The organism is Undibacterium sp. FW305-107, assembly GCF_058788535.1.
This window is the reverse complement of sequence record NZ_JBYTAV010000007.1, coordinates 110462-126704: the sequence shown is the minus strand read 5'-3', so window position 1 is coordinate 126704 and position 16243 is coordinate 110462. Positions and strand designations below refer to the sequence as shown.

The following is a 16243-nucleotide window of genomic DNA, read 5'->3' as shown; positions in this document are numbered from 1 at the left end:
GACCGCAAAGAAAATAGAGAGCAATATCTTAGTCATGCACCGACGAGAAAAAAGCAAAAACCACACGAACTGCACTTGCGCTGCCTGATTTGCACTTGGCAGCAAAGAAACATGGATACAATCCCCCCATGACTTCAACCTTTACAAAATACCTGGTATTTTTTCTTTTCTTCCTGATGCTGGGCCCCTGCCTTGCACAAGTAGATTTGATGGGATTGCGCTTCCAGCATCTACCCGGTGACTTCTCTCAATGCGGGGAAACAGGTTTAATAGCCCCACCTGAGCAGGCTACCGCACCCGCTCAAGCGGGATCCTCTTTGCATGATCTGAAAGCGAAGCAGCATTATTGTCTGGGGGCGCGATTTTTAATGGCCGAGACACCAGAGCAAAATCAAGTCCTGTCTTTATCCTTGCTTGCAGCCACTGAGTTGTTTCTTGACGGGGTCAAAGTTGGACGGAATGGCAAGCCGGCAATCACGGCGAAAGAAGAAATACCTGGGTATATTGAATACAGCGTCAGCCTGAGGCCCGAGCAATTACAACAAGGCGTGCACAGCCTGGTATTGAAAATTTCACGCCATCATGGCAGTGAACGTATCATGAATCCCTTCTACGATTTATCCATCACGGAGCAGCAAAGCCTGCACGCAACCAGTAACAGGGAAATTATTTTGCCACTGTTATTAACAGGTGCATTATTGCTGGTGGTTTTATTGTTTTCAGGTCTGACTTTGTTATATCAGCGACGTACGCACTGGATACTTTTTTTAATACTGTGCCTGGTAGCAAGCAGCCTGCTTATGGTCGAAAGCTGGCGCACCCTGGTTGGTTATTTGTATCCATTTCACCTGACCAGGTTGTATCTGGTAGCTGGGCTGACTTACTTGTTTTCTATTTTATTGCCGCTGTATTTCCTGGTCTACTTCAGGTTTGAACGACTGGCCTTGATTGCCAGCAGCCTGGCCATACTTACTGCCGCAGTGACTTTCATCAGCCCTTACTTTGACAGCAAGAGCGCGCTGATGTTTGGTATCGCGTTGCTGGCAAGTTTGCTGATCAACTTCATTGCGTACAAACACCAGAAGAAAACCAGCGGAATGAGCCTCATGGTTGTAATTTTTTCTTTGCTGCTGTTTTTGACGCCTGCTTTTCATTTTGCAGAAACAGGTTTTGCCCTGAGCCTGTGTTTTTTATTATTCACTATCTTGCTGCAACTTCTGCAGCAGTTTGCCCGCGACAAGCAAAAGGCGGCACTGGCCACCCAACTGGAAAACCAATTACTAAGACGCAGTTTGCAACCGCATTTCCTCATGAACTCTTTAAGCCTGGTGAGTGAATTGCTGCATCAATCACCACAACAGGCAGAAGAGTTTATCCAGGCATTAGGACGAGAATTCAGAATGCTGAATGAATATGCCAATCACACCAGGATCGCTTTGACGCAGGAACTAGGTTTATGCCAGAATTATCTGGAGATTATGAGTACCCGCCTGCAAAAGAAATGCTATTTGCAGATACACGGAGATCCATCGTCTATCACTCTCCCGCCTGCCATCTTGCTGACCGTATTGGAAAATGCATTCTCACACAATAAGTACAGGCAAGAGACGCGGTTTGAACTGCATATACATCGCGGTCAGAAGACGATGGAAATCGTCATGATGATACCTGTAGTCAGCCCCAAGGCGCATGCCGGAACAGGCACGGGAAATGACTATATTCGCCAGAGCTTGCAAGAAGCTTTTGATGGCCGTGCCAGTTATGTGACGGAACAATTGGATGATGTATGGCAGGCACGATTTCATTTACCATTGATACCTGCCCAGGAAATTGATCAAAATCGGAACGAAGAAAGCCCATGAAATTATTGATCGTCGAGGATGAACCCTTGATCGCACAGCGCCTGCTGCGCGAGGCACGACATTATTTTGGACCGAAGCTGACTCAATTGCATCATTGCGATGATGTTGATGATGCCCTGGCCTTGCTTGAAAAAATAAGTGTTGATTTATTGCTGCTGGACTTGAATTTACTGGGTCATGATGGTTTCAAAATTTTACAGCTGAAACACATGGCAAATGATGAGAACGCTACCAGCTTCCAGGTAATTATTATTTCAGCACATACAGAGCGGGCAGTGACCGCTTTTGGTTTTGGTGTCGTCGATTTTGTACCCAAGCCTTTTAGCCAGGAACGTTTATTTTTAGCATTTGAACGCTATCAGCAACGCCAGCCATCGAATAATAAAAGTGCCAGCCTGGTAATTAAAAAAATGGGCAATATAGAATTATTGGCGATTGCCGATATCGATTTTTTACAGGCTGACGGACATTACAGCAAGATTGTTTGTTGTGATGGTCAACAGCACTTCCATGAAAAATCTTTAGAGAATATGCTGCAAATTTTACCTGGGAATTTTGTACGCGTACACCGATCGTATGTAGTCAATATGCAGCACTTCAAGCGCTTGTCGATAGCTGCAGGTGGGAAGTATTCGGTAGATACAAAATTTTCAAAAGAGATTCCGGTTTCTCGCTCCATGTACCCAAGAATCAAAGAGATACTTGGCGCTTCCTGAATTTGCTCAGTGATGCATTGTTCTTGCATCACTGAAGCTTCACTTAATCCACGGCAACAACAGTAGCAAGCCGTTCATTTTGTGGGTACATCGCCGCCATGGTCTCAGCATCCATCGCCATCTTGAAAGCATGGGCAGACTTCAGATTCTCGGCACGTTGCGCTGCCGGTCTGGTGTTGATTTCATCAAACAGCCGCTTGACGTTCGGCAAAGCATCCCAGGCATCATCACCAAGGATAAACGGTATTGCACGTGCCCAACCCCAAAAAGCCATATCGACAATGCTATAGTCCTTGCCAACCAGATATTGGTGCTCTGCCAGACGTGCATCGAGTATGCGCCAGTGACGCCAGGCTTCAAAGTCATAGCGGTTTAGCGCATAGATTTTTGGTTCTGGCGCAAAATGCCTGAAGTGTACTGCCTGCCCGGAAAACGGCCCTATGCCGGTGGCGATGAACATCAGCCACGACAGCATTTCTGCACGCGTAGCCGGATCAGGTGCTGGCAGGAATTGCCCAGATTTTTCCGCCAGGTAAAGCAGGATGGCATTGCTATCAAATACCACCGCACCAGTCTCCTCATCCACGATGGCAGGCGTCTTGGCATTGGGGTTGATGCTTAAATATGCTGCACCATGTTGTTCACCTTTTTGTGTGTCAACCGGCACCAGCTCATACGGCAGGCCAGACTCTTCAAGAAACAGGGCGACCTTGGCTGGATTGGGTGAAGGGTGATAAAAGAACTTGATCATTTTTTTCTCTTTGAGACTAAAACATGCATGAAATGATTGATGGCCTGCCCCGGGCAGGCCATCAATTTCTTATGGCATCAATGTGAAATTCACCGGCACCCATTGATAGCTGAAGCCTGTTTTTTTCAAGCGCCCCATGCCAGGGAACTGTATGTGCGAGGCCGCGATGATGACGCCGTCTTTTGCTGCCTGGGAAAATACTTTCTGGCGCATGGCAGAGGCTTCTTTGGCATGGCTGTCGAAAGTCACTGTCACTTCAGGCTTGTCGAGTTGTACGGAGGCGACGTGGATCAGGTCACCAACCACCAGCATTTTCTCACCCTGGCTTTCAACAAGATAAGAGGTATGGCCAGCAGTGTGGCCATGCGTGGAATGTGCAGTAAGGCCTGGCAATAATTCGCCATCAGTACTAAAGGTTTGCAGCTTGCTCGCTGCCTTATAGGGATTAAGCGAAGCCATCGCGCCCTGGAAAAAAGACTTGGCATCTGCCGGTGCCTGCTCCAGGTTTTTTTGACTGAGCCAGTAATCAGCCTCGGCCTGATGCACATGGATGGTGGCGTTATTAAAAGCCATAGCGCCATTGACCATCAAGCCACCCACATGGTCGGGATGTAAATGGGTAAGGTAAATATCGTCAATTTGCGAAGCTTCATAACCAGATGCCTTGAGGTTGGCGATGAGCTTGCCCAGGCTGGGGCCAAACAGGTTGCTGGTGCCTGCATCTATCAGTATCAGTTTGTTGCCGGTGTTAATCAGATAGGCATTCACCGAGGTTTCCAGCGGTGCCTGCAAAAAAGATTTTGCCAATGCATCTTTGGTTTTTTGCTCAGGCTCCATCAAGATCTTTTCTACTGGCAGTTTGACGGTGCCATCGCTGAGTGCGGTCACTTCAAATGCGCCCAGCATAGTGCGGTAATACGCCGGGGCAGAAGTTTTTACCATGGGTGCGGCTGAATAAGCTGCACCACTGCTCATGCCGAATGCACCGGCGATGGACAGGTATATGGCAGCGTGGGCTAATTTATGCAAAGTGTTCTTGATCATGTTCTCTTCCTTGGGGCTATTCGCCAGGTGTTGTTGATGAAGGTTTGTTGATGGGAGAGATTCTATTTCTTTGCAAAAATCAGTACAATCATCCAATATGCAAATCATCTTTGCGACTTTCGCAAACAAAAGAGAGCCCGCCATGTTCGATGCAATACAGGTTTTTCTGGAAGTTCATGAAGCGGGCAGTTTGTCTGCCGTGGCAAAAAAACATGATGTGGCGGTGTCATCCATCTCGCGCAAGATAGATGCACTGGAAGCTGAGTTGGGCATTAAATTATTCCACCGCAGTTCCAGACGCCTGCTGCTGACTGATTCCGGTGAACAGTTTTTGCCAAGAGCAAAAAACATCGCCGCAGAACTGGCGGATGCGCGGCAAGCCATGTCAGCACTGAACGCTGACCCGCGCGGTTTGCTGACGGTAACCGCCCCCTCTGCATTTGGCAGGCGGCATATTGCCCCGGCTGTCGCCAGTTTTCTCAATCGTTATCCTTTGATGGAAGTGGATTTACATGTCAGCGATGACATCGTCGATCTGTCCACACGCAGAGTCGATGTCGCAGTGCGCATAGGTGTACTGCCAGACAGCGACCTGGTGGCGACCACACTGGCACCGCTGCACAGACTGACCTGTGCCAGCCCAGATTATCTGGCCCGCCAAGGCAGGCCAGCCACGCCACAAGACTTGCTAAAGCATAATTGCCTGACGATAGCCACACCACCGATACCATCTGGCTGGTGGACTTACCCCGGCGTAAATCGCGAGACCAGCCTGCCAATACGCGGCAGCCTGCGCTCTGACGATACAGAGTCCTTACTGCAGGCTGCGCTGGCGGGCATAGGCATAGTCCACTTGGCCAGTTGGATGGTCTGCGATGCACTCGAGGCAGGTCAATTGATTTCGCTCTTTCCCAACGCCAGCAACACCCATGCAAAGATACGGCCAGGCATACACGCAGTGCGTATGCCTGGCCGTTCACATGCAGCAAAAGCGCAATTGTTTATCGCCCACCTGCGCAGCACATTTGGCGAGCCGCCTTATTGGGACCGGGTGCTTGGCAACTCGGGATAGTACTAATACGCCCAAGTCCTGATACCTATGATGCCGTACCAAGCCAAGTACACCACCATCAGCCCATGCAGCAGAGACAGTGCATAAGCATGCCAGTACACCTTGGCTTGCACCTGTTGCCTGATCTGGCGGATAGACAGCCACAGGCAATACAAGGACACCGCGGCATAGGTCAGGCTGCATAACATGGTGGTAACTGAAGTTGCGGATACCTGGCCCCAGTCAGCATCGCCTTCGCCAAATATCGCGCCAGAAAATTTTGCCAGGACAATCAGAAAGGTGGCGAGCATGGGCAAGGCGATGAGTTTGATATTGCTGGCCTTGCTGGTTTTGCGCAGCATGCGGCGCAGCACGGAAGCAGCCACCATGAGCATATTCAACAAGGCAAAAACTGCCCATGCCCCCAGTGCGATGATCAGGCCCCAGAAATACAGGCCAGGGATGGACTTGTATATGGCATTGCGTACTTGTATGACTTCGCCTTCCAGCGGGTCATTCACGATGGCGACTGCCGCCAGGCCGGAATTCGCATCCATCAAAAGATGATTGTCCATGGCTTGCGCCTTGAGGGTAATACCGTCGAATAGTGTGGAGCGCAACAGGTACTTGCCTTCTGCTTCAAATGTGCTCAAGGTAGTGACGTCATCAACAAAACGGCTGATCTCATTGCGTGGATTGATGAGTCTGTACCAGCCGTTCAGTTTCTTGAATTCTGCTGGCATGGGCAAGTCTGGCGCGGTTTTCTTTTGGCTGTCGCGCAGCAAATACTGACGTACCAGATCGACGATGCGGTCGAGAGCTTCGTAGTTATCGGTATTGAGCATGATGATATAGCCCTGTTGCAGGCCAGGTGCGTAAAACAGATCAGTGACACCGCCGACTACCCTGCCCTGATGGCCATAAAAAGGGATTTTATAGCCATCAAAGCCATTGGACATGCTGGTCAGGCCATAACCCGCCCGCACGCCTTTTGCTGCACCCAGCGTACTTGTGCCTTTTTCCATGCGGTCAAAGGATGCTGCGCTCAATAAAGTCTGATCACCGAAGCGGCCACGCTGTACCAGAAAGCGCAGGAAATTTGCCATTTCTTTAGCTGAAGTATTGAGTGCGCCATCGGGACGGTAGAGATGGTATTGATAGCGTTGCGGCACGCCTTCAGAATACAGGGTGGCACCTGATTTTTTTACGGCTTCTGATTCAAAATAACTGGTCGTCGGCATTTGCAAGGGCTGGAAAAAATTCTCTTGTACATAGTCTTCAAATTTTTTCCCGCTGACTTTTTCGACGATGTAGGCCGCCACCACAGTACCGGTACTGCAGTAGGCCATGCGCGTACCCGGCACCCAGCGCGATACCCTGGAATGGGGATGAAAAGCCAGACCATCCTTGATGTCCAGTGTGTCGCTGCGGTCAAAACCAAAATCTGCCGGATGCATATCGTCCCAGCCTGTAGTATGTTCCAGCAAATGCGTAAGCAGGACAGGATGACTGGCTTCCCATTTATTCTGGAAAGTAATTTCTGGTGCCAGAGTCTGCACCTTGTCATCAAGGTGCAATTTGCCTTCTTCCACCAGCTTCAGCACAGCCAGACCAATGAACATTTTTGAGGTCGAGGCAATGCGGAATAAGGTGTTTTCATCTGCCTTGATTTTCTTTTCAAGATTTGCCTGGCCCAGGCCTTCGACCCAGTAAGCCTCGTCCTTGTTAACCAGTGCGATGCCAACTGCAGGAGTGCCGGTTTCTTGCCGGACTTTTTCGACAGCAGCTTTCAATTCATCCAGGGTCTGTACCTTAGCAGGTGTTTTTGTGGGCGCTGCAGTTTGTGCAAATACTTGCTGGGTAAAACAGACTAAAAAGAAAAAAAAGATATATGGCAGCTTGCAGTAGTGCGGGATTTGTTTTTTCGTCATTTGATTAAGTTCTCCATGATATGTCGCGCCTCTGGTGAGCGAGATCATGGCTCAGGCTTATCGCAAATATTGTGCCACTATGGTCTGGCATCAAAACTCTCTTATTTGTCCAGAGATGCCTGAAAATACTTACTCAGGATGTATCCAGCGTTCATTTACGGACAGTGCATATGTCCGCAAAAGGACACTGCTGCGCAGTTGTTTTTGTAGTCATTCTTAAAGGTGCGGATTAAAAAAAATCAGAACTGAGCGTGATAATATTCACCCTTACTTGTTCAATCAGGAGACAGCATGCGTTCCATCAAATCAAATTGGCTTTTAGCTGCACTTGTTGTTGGAGCCAGCAGCCAACTGGTGGCGTGCATGCATGTTGACATCACTGACAAGCAATACATACGCCCCGACAGTTCAACCGGCTACAAGCTCAGGCAAAAATTGACGCAGGACGATATACAAAAAATCAATCCGGCAGTACAGCTCAGAGATGAAACAGTCATCGCCGCCGATCAGACCAGACTGGAAGGTGCGGCATTCCAGCAAAGTGGCAGCAAAGTCACGGTGCTGTATTTTGGTGGCAACCTCTCTCATGTGGAAGACTCATTGCCTTTCATGTTGAAAAACATAGGCAGTTGCAATGTCAATCTGGTGAGTTTTGACTACCGCGGCTATGGCCGCACGGCAGGTGTGCCTGACATTAAAAACATGCAGGAAGATGCCTTGAAAATTTACGATGTCATGCGCGCCAAAACCACTGGCAAGCTGGTGGTGCATGGGCATTCCATGGGCAGCTTTGCGACAGGCTTTATTGCCGAGCAGCGTCAGCCAGATGGCATCATTCTGGAAACTACGGCCAGCAATGTAAAGGACATGGTATCGCTCTCCACACCCTGGTATACCAAAGCTTTCGTCAGCATCAATATCCAGGATAGTTTGCAGCAGGTAGATAACATCAGGGCGATGTCAAACTACCAGGGCCCGGCACTGGTACTCACCGCAGAAAAAGACAAGCTGACCCCGGCTGAGCTTGGACAGAAAGTCTATGAAGCCATTCCATCCAAAAGCAAACGCCAGTTGTTCATCAAAGATGCCGGGCACAGCGGTTTGATGAGGCGCACAGATGTACAAAAAGCTTATTGTGAATACATACAGCAGGTCAGCCTGTGAGCTTTAAGCTAGAACTCATTTCATAAATAGAGTGAGTGCGAACAAGACGATTTGGGATGCAGTGCAAGGCCTAAGGTGTGTACCCTGTTAAGCTAAGGCCGGTGCCTTAGCGAGGGAGGGGTGACACACTGCACGCTGCAATGCACCCAAATCGTCAGTTCACTAAGGGTTTGCCTCATAACGCGTACTGGACTGCAGGTTTTGACAATTCGACTCATGATCAATAGCACCGCTAATGACTGCCTCGTCCCCTTGCAGGGCGCATGTGCGCTTGCAAGCGCACATCGTACGCAGGCGTGCAGCCATGCTGCACGAATTCCCTGCTTTACCCTTGCCAGCCGGTGTTATGAGGCAAACGCATCTCACCCTATTTATGAAATGAGTTCTAGTAAAGTCACTGGCCAATATTGTCCATTCATGCAGAACTCACTCGCTGAGTATTTGCCGCCCTGGCTTCTGTGAGGGCAATGTTGTCCACAATCAGGCCAACCAGGCAAGCGCAATATAAATACTTTATGTACCCGTTTTTGTCGGAATAACAGGCACATGTAAAATTGATTTGCATCAATGACAGGGAAATGTCGCTTTACAGAGCAATTTGGCAATAAAAAGACACCATTTTCTCAATTTCTCTGGCAGTTTATCGACAAATCGCGAGGAAAGTATGGTATTCGGGGTATAATCCTATTGCAAAAGAATTTTTATCTTCCGATAAATCGCTGTATTTCTGACGAAGTGTTTCTGATAAGCGCTGAGTAGCGTTTCTGGTAACAAGCTGCTACAGACTTGCTTGACCTTGCACTAGTTACTGACCTTTAGCACATTCTTCTGGTTGGTATTCACGCACTGTGTTGATGTGATGGTAAAACCGTCTGTGCACAGCCTCTTTCAACACTCACACTCTTTTCGCCTTACCGTATCAGGCGATCAACAGTGAGTTCACCGTAATCCCTTGCAGATGATTATGTGATCGTCTGCCATCAGTGGCGCAGTCTGTGCACAGTGTCACACCCTACTATAAAGATGAAAAAACCATGGCAAAAGAAGAACTGTTGGAAATGAGTGGTCAAGTTGAAGAAGTGCTGCCCGATTCACGTTTCCGCGTGAACCTGGAAAACGGCCATAAACTGATCGCTTACACGTCCGGCAAAATGCGTCAGCATCACATACGCATACTCGCCGGTGACAAGGTGACGCTGGAATTGTCGCCTTATGATTTGAGCAAGGGCAGAATTACTTTCCGCCATATTGAAACACGCGGTCCATCAGGTGGTGGTCAGCAGCGCCGTCGTTATTGATAGCGGCTCATTGTAGCCAGCAGCAAATATTGTTGATGTAAAAAATGGGGCATTGGCCCCATTTTTTTTGTCCGGAGAAACGCAGTAGTTAACTCTTCTCTTCAAGGTGAGGTAAGTTGAGACGGGGTCGTTGATTAGTGAAGAATCCGGATTATGTAAGAAGTCCAGCAATAGTAAATGCCTAGAGTGCGCCATGCGCACCATCTCTCCTTATCAAAGATCTCAAGAGATGCGTGAATTCATAAGTTAAAGTGTGCCTACAAAGAACTGATGAGCACGGCGCCCCCTACCAGACGCAGACCACGTTTCTGATTAAGAATAGCGAGCAACTTACAGCAACGCCAGTTTGAATTTGCAACAGTTTTTTCAGGCTTATATAGCCCAACCAGACCTGAAGATAATCCAAAAATTCCTCAGGAAAACGCGCCGGCTTTTTCCCATCCTTGGGTATCCGATACTGCGCCACATTCATCTGCATGGCCAGAAAGTGTAATAGGCATTGATGCCTGTCAGGTCCACTATCCCTTTTTTACCAAAGCGCTTTTCTGCGCATTCATAGGTATAGTCAGTTACGCGTTTGTTTTTGTACAACTCCATGAAAAAGTCATAGACGGTTTCTTCATCGTCTGTCGTTCCGACAGGGTGTCTGCCATCGGCAATTGCTGCCGTCACTTCTGCTTTGGTGCCGACCACAAAATTCCGCTGTTGATGAGCGATTTTTGTTGCAAGATGTCTCAGAGCCAGCAAGGAGAGCCTCACCAAAGACAACAATCTCAAAACTCTTCATGTCCGATCGGACTGTGTCACCCCGGATGAAAACAGCGCAACATCCGTACATAGACGACACCAGCTTCCAATACTTTCAACAATGGGAACATCCTGTTTGCATGCTCAAAAATGCTGTCGATCAATTCATTAAACATGATGCAAGCGCACAAGAGGCTACAATATGCATTTGACTTCGATACAAACTCGGAGTATGAATTCTTTATTAAATTAAAAGAAACGATAACGACGACAGGGATACATGTCCTTTTAAAAGAAAAATCCCATACCCCATTTCGACGACATTTTAAAATTGGCTATTTCCAGAAGAATCTAGCCAGATGCAATTTAAATTCAGTGATAATAAATATCATGACCAAAAGCATAAATGTTCCTATTGCAAAAACTAAAATACCGTTTTTAAAAGCAGCATTCTTGATTTGTTTGCTGACGGCCTCGTCTGTCGCCTTATCCGCTGGCGGCAAATTCGTCATTGCATACAATGAGCGTCCACCATACCTTATTAGCAATGCAGATGGAACTGTTAGCGGGCTAACGGCCACACCAGTTGCCCGTGCATTCAAAAATGCAGGCATTGAATACGTATGGGAAAAAGAGCCGACAAATCGTCAGCTACAAAACATCAAGGAAAATCTTGGATTTTATTGTGCAGTTGGCTGGTTCAAAAACCCTGAACGCGAAAAATTTGCGAAGTTTACCAAAGCGATCTATCGCGACAACGCAACTGTCTTAATTGCCGATCCCGAATTCAAGATGCAAAACGACAGCCTGCTTTCTGAAATCCTGGGCCGTCGGAACATACGGATCCTGGTCAAGTCACAGTACTCCTATGGACAGTATATTGATGCTTTGATTTCCAAATTTAAACCCGCTCTCGTACAAACTACGGCAGAGAATATCAGCATGATCAAGATGATCAAGGCAAATCGCGCAGATTTCATGTTCATCTCTGAAGAGGAAGCAGCATATTCTATAGAGCTGGCAGGATTTACATTAAGCGACTTGCAGTTGATCCATTTGCGGGACATGCCCGAAGGCGAAAAAAGGTATTTGATGTGCAATAAAAACGTTCCAGATGAGATTATTGAAAAACTCAATAAATTCATCGTAACTGAATAGCCTACCAAGCTACTGCCACTTTTTGGTCTCAAAAAAATCTTTAAACAAGAAACTCTGCTACTTCAACTAGCGCATTGCCGCTGCCCCCATGCGACCACGCCTTCCAGACTTCGAAAATCTGTCACTGAGCGGCAAGCAATCTGCGGATGACGGGTCTGCAGCATTTTGGATAAGGCCGAGCCTGGGCCCAGTTCCAGCACATAACTGATGCCGCTTTCAGCCAGTGCATCCATACAGGCATGCCAGTGTATGGTCTGGCTCAGTTGTGCCAACAAGCTGCTGCGTATGATTGCTGGCTCTGTGACTTTTTCTGCATTGATACCTGCCAGCACCGCAATCTCAGTCGCGCACATGGGAGTGTCATTCAGCAATTGTGCAAAACCAGACGCGGCAGCCAGCATCAGGGGCGTATGCGAAGCGATGTGTACGGCTATTTCTGTATGTGTAATATCATGCCCGGGCAAGCTCGCAAATTCAGGCATTGCCGCGCTGATCTTGTCTGCCAGGCCAGCGATGATGGCCTTGTTATCAGCTGTAATGATAGCGACATGAAGGTCATGGGTGGCGGCGAATTGCTGTATGTCAGCGACAGCTATGCCAGATATTGCCAGCATACGTTGCGGCGCATGCACGCAAGCCTGCATCAAAGCGGCGCGGGTGGTAGCGAGTTGCATTGCCGCGTGTACGTCCATGCTACCACTGACGGCATGTGCAGTGATCTCACCTATACTATATCCGGCAATCAAATCCGGCATGGGTAAGTTATCCCGTAGCGCCAGCCAATTTGCCAACGTGGCTGTAACGATCAAAGGCTGGGCATAGCGATTCTCGAACCGCAGCTCATTCGACGAAAGTGCATCTGCCAGAGTGTGTTGTCCTATCTTATGACTCAACGCCTCTTGAATAAAACTGGCAGCTTGCTTGTGTTGCATGGCCAGCGCAAACATATCCGCAGATTGCGCCCCCTGCCCCGGACACAGTAGTGCGAACTTATTCATGATTTTCTATTGTTGAAAATTTTTCCAGGCAGTGATGCACAAAGCAAGTTGCAGCCAACATATCTGCTGCACCGCCTGGTGACAACCTGCGGGTGATGAACTCTTGATGACAATTTTCTGCCGTGGTCAACCATTGCGGATTGGCTGTACCGCCCTGCTCCAGAAAATTTTGTGCTGCATCCTTGGCATAAACTATGCCTGCTGCGCCACCGCGATGATAAAGATTGGTGTCGCTGATACGCGCCATCAGAGTGAAGAAGCAATCTACTTGTGCCAGATACAGGCTGCGACCTTCATGCAAACTCAGCTGCATCCGTGGCAAAGCCAGTTCAAAGATGGAGGGAAAACCCAGCGTTGCTTCTTCTCTCGCGCCACTGGCAGCATATAGTTTTGCGGCCTGCAAGCCATGACTCAGTTGCTGGACGGCTTCAGGAGCACTATGCGCAGCCAATGCCTTCCCCCATTGCGAGACAAGGACTTGCCGTAAAGTTGCAGCCGACAATACATCGCTGCGTGACAAGCAATATCCTGCCGCTGCACTGAGCATGCCCAAAGCAAAGATGGCACCGCGATGTGTATTGATACCTCTGGTCGCTTTAAACATGCGCTGTTCTGCTGCGATGCCCAGTTGCTTTAGTACCTGGAATTCAGCGCCATCCGCACCAGCGAGCGCAATGTCTCTGAAATAATGGCGTAGCGAAAACAGGCTGCGCATGAAGCAGGCAGCATTCATGTCAATATGGCTGCCATTGTCACGCAGGGATACCAGACCGGGTTTGGGATACAAGACCAGCTCGGCATACAGGCTGCGAATTGCAAAGATAGCGATCTGACGAGCGACATGTTTTCTTTGAGATGAAACTATCTGTGCCTGAACTGAACACCATTCAGTAAGCACATGTGCTTGCCCTAACATGGCAATTCACCCTCAGCCAAGAGATCAAGCAAGCTTTGGCGCGTGCGCAGGTTGACGCCATGCATGTCTTTGACCATCACGCGCTGCTGATTAAAATCTTGACCTGGATGGGCTGGCTGCATCCACTCTTTCCACGCAACTGCGGCCTCACCAGAGAAAATAATTTCACCATCAATCGGTAAATTTTGCTGCTCTTGCAGCAAAGCCAGGCCAGCACGTAATTGCGCCTGATGATAAGGCCGGAACAGGATATCGATATCTGAAGCCGGACTCAGATAATCTTGCGCGGTTAAAAATTGCATGGCGACCGAGCCATACACGCGCAGCTTGATGCCCGCCATCAGGGCTTGCTGGTGCAGGTTTTGCAAACCTGACTGCCATGCAGGTGGAACAATCGCCACGACTGTATGCAAGGACAAGGCAGACTGATGAATGGCGATATGTTCAGCCTTTACCCTGGCAGCAAAGCGCGGCTTGTTGCCATTAACAGGAGGAAGCGGGAAACCTATGCAGACTTCATCTTCGGCCGCATCAGGATGACGGCGTGTGACTACGGCAGGCCATTCTTCCTGCTGCCACTGACTGAGCAGATCTGGCGCGCCAAAAGACTGCAAGACAGCCAGCCATGCTTCATCAGCAAGCCAGACCAGATCATGCCTTTGATATTGCGCGATACTATCCATACCTTATTGTACTTGTGCCGCCTGAGATAGAACAGCCTCTATCACTTGCTGCGACTTGCGACGGCCACCACGCTGTTGACCCAGTTCACTGCGTCTGTCAGTTGCATCGGCCTGCAACAGGGCATCGCGCAAGCTCTGTGCCAGATCGCCTTCCCATATTGCCTGTACGCCCCCCATGCGTTCATAGTTTTTGGGGCCAGGTGCAAACACGGGATTGTGCAGTGCCAGTGTAGTAAGCTTTTCTTCAGCTACTTTGGTGATACGCGCCATTGCTGGCAAGCCCATGACGCGTATGGTGGCTTCTGGCAAGGCATAACAGGCATCAGCCATCATGCCACTGGTGATAAAGCCGCCTGACAGGGCCTGGTCATAGACCAGGGCGATGATCTTGTGGCCAGCTTGTCGTGCTAACTCTATGCATTTACCCAGATGTGCCATATAGCTGTTAATACCCAGCATTTCATCTCTGTGACGCAAGCGCTGGCCCTGGGTATCGACCAGCAGCAATATCGGCCTTTGGGGATGATCACGCACCGTCGCCAGCACAGCTCTCGCCTGTGCCAGTGCAATCTCTACGCCTATGGGTGTATGGCCGCTGGTACCAATGACGCTGATGTTCTGTCCATCGATAGCCGCCGTGCCAGCAATGAAATCGTCAACGATGGTGACCTCATGCCCTTGCGGGAATAATTGCGCAAGTAATTGCATGCTATCCATGTTGGCGCTCCGTCTGTCTGATGCTGGCGCTCAGTTGCAAGAAAGCCTGGGTATCGAGCACGGCAATATCTTCGGGATTTTCTACACCCATGGCAGCCCAGATATCCATAGGTTCGGTCTTGTTGCCAAAATCTTGCAGGCGCGCTGTCAGCATTTTTTGTTCATCTGCCAGTGCGGCAAGGCTGAGAGTGACTTCGCTTTGTGCGCTGTCCTGCATGGCTTGCACTATGGCTGCCTTAAATGCGGCGTCATCGTCGGCCACCAGCATCTGGCAATCACCCAGCAGGTAACGGTGTTTGCCGCCGGTGGTACGCCATACCAGTGCACGGTCGCGCGAATCAAATTCTTCTACACCATTTGCGGTTTCTATGACTTCAGGGCCGGACATGGCGAGGCGCGCTTCTTCCGACATGATAATGACATTCGCACAGCGCGAGACTATGCCCATGCCACCAAAGCAGCCATTGCTGCCACCAATGGCGACGATGACGGGTATGCCCGCCGCACGCACAGCCAGCAAGGCGCGCATGACTTCAGACACGGCAATCAGTCCCGCATTGGCTTCATGCAGGCGCACGCCGCCTGACTCTGCCATCAGGACAAGTGCCTGCGGTTTGTGGATGACAGCTGCACGCATGAGACCCACCAGCTTGGCACCATGCACTTCGCCGACTGCACCGCCCATGAAGCCACCTTCCTGCGCGGCTACGTATACCTGCTTGCCATCGATAGTGCCACGGCCGATGACAACGCCATCATCAAATGACACAGGTGCATTCAATTGTGGCAGATGCGGGCTGGTCCACTCTTTTGAGGGTGGCAGGAATTCTGTGAAATTGCTGATCAGTGCGGCCACTCTTTGTCTGGCAGTTGCTTCCAGATAGCTACTCATTTGGCTTGCTCCAGACAGGCTTCTATCGCCTGATCCATGCGCAGGCTGACAACAGCGGGGGTAGCCCCCATGTCATTAATGGCGATGCGGCAATCGGCCAGTTGCCAGCGCTGGTTAAAGTCATGCATGACTGCTCGCCAGATCGCACCGAAACCCGTAGCGGCCGTGCTGATCTCTATTTCGCAGGCAGATTGTAAATCCAGCGATTGCACCAGCACTTCGAGATTGCCCGAACTGACGACACCGACCAGTTGCGCGGCTGACCCCAGCTTGCGCTGCCCTTGTTCAAAACGGTATACCAAAGTTTCCATAATG

At 49.5% G+C, this 16243-nt stretch carries 16 protein-coding genes; 6 read left to right on the top strand and 10 right to left on the bottom strand.

The features are described 5' to 3' along the window. The first annotated feature begins 128 nt into the window (after positions 1–128). Entirely contained in the window at positions 129–1862 is a 1734-nt protein-coding gene (locus tag AC3WQT_RS16575) for a sensor histidine kinase (protein WP_492705266.1), read from the top strand. Beyond that, entirely contained in the window at positions 1859–2578 is a 720-nt protein-coding gene (locus AC3WQT_RS16570) for a LytR/AlgR family response regulator transcription factor (protein ID WP_492705265.1), read from the top strand. Before AC3WQT_RS16575 ends, AC3WQT_RS16570 begins: the two co-directional genes overlap by 4 nt. Positions 2579–2621: 43 nt before the next feature. Here the strand turns inward: AC3WQT_RS16570 and AC3WQT_RS16565 are convergent, their stop codons facing one another. Further along, the gene (locus tag AC3WQT_RS16565) at positions 2622–3329 is read right to left on the bottom strand and encodes a glutathione S-transferase family protein (protein WP_492705263.1); all 708 of its coding nucleotides are present in this window, start codon (positions 3327–3329) and stop codon (positions 2622–2624) included. Positions 3330–3398: 69 nt separating this feature from the next. Then, on the bottom strand, positions 3399–4373 hold the full coding sequence (locus tag AC3WQT_RS16560) for an MBL fold metallo-hydrolase (protein WP_492705261.1): 975 nt from the start codon (positions 4371–4373) through the stop codon (positions 3399–3401). 142 nt (positions 4374–4515) lie between these two features. On the opposite strand from AC3WQT_RS16560, the gene AC3WQT_RS16555 reads away from it, so the two are divergent. After that, positions 4516–5445: a LysR family transcriptional regulator gene (locus AC3WQT_RS16555; protein WP_492705260.1), complete on the top strand. Its 930-nt coding sequence runs from the start codon at positions 4516–4518 to the stop codon at positions 5443–5445. Between the two features lie 2 nt (positions 5446–5447). On the opposite strand, the gene AC3WQT_RS16550 is transcribed toward AC3WQT_RS16555, so the two are convergent. Continuing rightward, positions 5448–7355, bottom strand: coding sequence for a serine hydrolase domain-containing protein (locus AC3WQT_RS16550; protein WP_492705258.1), 1908 nt, complete (start codon positions 7353–7355; stop codon positions 5448–5450). Between the two features lie 291 nt (positions 7356–7646). Here AC3WQT_RS16550 and AC3WQT_RS16545 point away from each other — a divergent pair, with 291 nt between their 5' ends. Both AC3WQT_RS16545 and infA read left to right on the top strand, forming a co-directional pair. Next, positions 7647–8519 carry an alpha/beta hydrolase gene (locus AC3WQT_RS16545; protein WP_492705256.1) on the top strand — a complete coding sequence of 291 codons (873 nt, stop codon included), beginning with the start codon at positions 7647–7649 and terminating at the stop codon, positions 8517–8519. Positions 8520–9553: 1034 nt separating this feature from the next. Then, a complete protein-coding gene (gene infA / locus AC3WQT_RS16540; RefSeq protein ID WP_110258049.1) occupies positions 9554–9817 on the top strand; it encodes a translation initiation factor IF-1 in 264 nt (87 codons plus the stop codon). A 468-nt stretch (positions 9818–10285) separates the two neighbouring features. Here the strand turns inward: infA and AC3WQT_RS16535 are convergent, their stop codons facing one another. Beyond that, a complete protein-coding gene (locus AC3WQT_RS16535) occupies positions 10286–10510 on the bottom strand; it encodes a carboxymuconolactone decarboxylase family protein (RefSeq protein ID WP_492705255.1) in 225 nt (74 codons plus the stop codon). Between the two features lie 444 nt (positions 10511–10954). On the opposite strand from AC3WQT_RS16535, the gene AC3WQT_RS16530 reads away from it, so the two are divergent. Beyond that, on the top strand, positions 10955–11722 hold the full coding sequence (locus tag AC3WQT_RS16530; RefSeq protein WP_492705253.1) for a substrate-binding periplasmic protein: 768 nt from the start codon (positions 10955–10957) through the stop codon (positions 11720–11722). A 62-nt stretch (positions 11723–11784) separates the two neighbouring features. Here the strand turns inward: AC3WQT_RS16530 and AC3WQT_RS16525 are convergent, their stop codons facing one another. From AC3WQT_RS16525 to mdcC, 6 genes are read right to left on the bottom strand one after another with little or no spacing between them, the layout of a single operon-like run. Beyond that, positions 11785–12720 carry an ACP S-malonyltransferase gene (locus AC3WQT_RS16525; RefSeq protein WP_492705251.1) on the bottom strand — a complete coding sequence of 312 codons (936 nt, stop codon included), beginning with the start codon at positions 12718–12720 and terminating at the stop codon, positions 11785–11787. Then, entirely contained in the window at positions 12713–13636 is a 924-nt protein-coding gene (gene mdcB, locus AC3WQT_RS16520) for a triphosphoribosyl-dephospho-CoA synthase MdcB (protein ID WP_492705249.1), read from the bottom strand. The genes AC3WQT_RS16525 and mdcB overlap by 8 nt, the downstream gene beginning before the upstream one ends. Further along, positions 13630–14319 carry a malonate decarboxylase holo-[acyl-carrier-protein] synthase gene (mdcG, locus tag AC3WQT_RS16515; protein WP_492705247.1) on the bottom strand — a complete coding sequence of 230 codons (690 nt, stop codon included), beginning with the start codon at positions 14317–14319 and terminating at the stop codon, positions 13630–13632. The genes mdcB and mdcG overlap by 7 nt, the downstream gene beginning before the upstream one ends. A 3-nt stretch (positions 14320–14322) precedes the next feature. Further along, positions 14323–15036 (bottom strand): biotin-independent malonate decarboxylase subunit gamma, encoded by a 714-nt coding sequence (gene mdcE / locus AC3WQT_RS16510; RefSeq protein ID WP_492705245.1) that lies wholly within the window; start codon positions 15034–15036, stop codon positions 14323–14325. Next, the gene (locus AC3WQT_RS16505; protein ID WP_492705243.1) at positions 15029–15928 is read right to left on the bottom strand and encodes a biotin-independent malonate decarboxylase subunit beta; all 900 of its coding nucleotides are present in this window, start codon (positions 15926–15928) and stop codon (positions 15029–15031) included. The genes mdcE and AC3WQT_RS16505 overlap by 8 nt, the downstream gene beginning before the upstream one ends. Continuing rightward, on the bottom strand, positions 15925–16239 hold the full coding sequence (gene mdcC, locus AC3WQT_RS16500) for a malonate decarboxylase acyl carrier protein (RefSeq protein WP_492705242.1): 315 nt from the start codon (positions 16237–16239) through the stop codon (positions 15925–15927). Before mdcC ends, AC3WQT_RS16505 begins: the two co-directional genes overlap by 4 nt. Between the last annotated feature and the right edge of the window lie 4 nt (positions 16240–16243).

Coding starts and splice junctions, on each gene's coding strand:
- AC3WQT_RS16575 (WP_492705266.1), top strand. CDS start 129: ATGACTTCAACCTTTACAAAATACCTGGTATTTTTTCTTTTCTTCCTG.
- AC3WQT_RS16570 (WP_492705265.1), top strand. CDS start 1,859: ATGAAATTATTGATCGTCGAGGATGAACCCTTGATCGCACAGCGCCTG.
- AC3WQT_RS16565 (WP_492705263.1), bottom strand. CDS start 3,329: ATGATCAAGTTCTTTTATCACCCTTCACCCAATCCAGCCAAGGTCGCC.
- AC3WQT_RS16560 (WP_492705261.1), bottom strand. CDS start 4,373: ATGATCAAGAACACTTTGCATAAATTAGCCCACGCTGCCATATACCTG.
- AC3WQT_RS16555 (WP_492705260.1), top strand. CDS start 4,516: ATGTTCGATGCAATACAGGTTTTTCTGGAAGTTCATGAAGCGGGCAGT.
- AC3WQT_RS16550 (WP_492705258.1), bottom strand. CDS start 7,355: ATGACGAAAAAACAAATCCCGCACTACTGCAAGCTGCCATATATCTTT.
- AC3WQT_RS16545 (WP_492705256.1), top strand. CDS start 7,647: ATGCGTTCCATCAAATCAAATTGGCTTTTAGCTGCACTTGTTGTTGGA.
- infA (WP_110258049.1), top strand. CDS start 9,554: ATGGCAAAAGAAGAACTGTTGGAAATGAGTGGTCAAGTTGAAGAAGTG.
- AC3WQT_RS16530 (WP_492705253.1), top strand. CDS start 10,955: ATGACCAAAAGCATAAATGTTCCTATTGCAAAAACTAAAATACCGTTT.
- AC3WQT_RS16525 (WP_492705251.1), bottom strand. CDS start 12,720: ATGAATAAGTTCGCACTACTGTGTCCGGGGCAGGGGGCGCAATCTGCG.
- mdcB (WP_492705249.1), bottom strand. CDS start 13,636: ATGTTAGGGCAAGCACATGTGCTTACTGAATGGTGTTCAGTTCAGGCA.
- mdcG (WP_492705247.1), bottom strand. CDS start 14,319: ATGGATAGTATCGCGCAATATCAAAGGCATGATCTGGTCTGGCTTGCT.
- mdcE (WP_492705245.1), bottom strand. CDS start 15,036: ATGGATAGCATGCAATTACTTGCGCAATTATTCCCGCAAGGGCATGAG.
- AC3WQT_RS16505 (WP_492705243.1), bottom strand. CDS start 15,928: ATGAGTAGCTATCTGGAAGCAACTGCCAGACAAAGAGTGGCCGCACTG.
- mdcC (WP_492705242.1), bottom strand. CDS start 16,239: ATGGAAACTTTGGTATACCGTTTTGAACAAGGGCAGCGCAAGCTGGGG.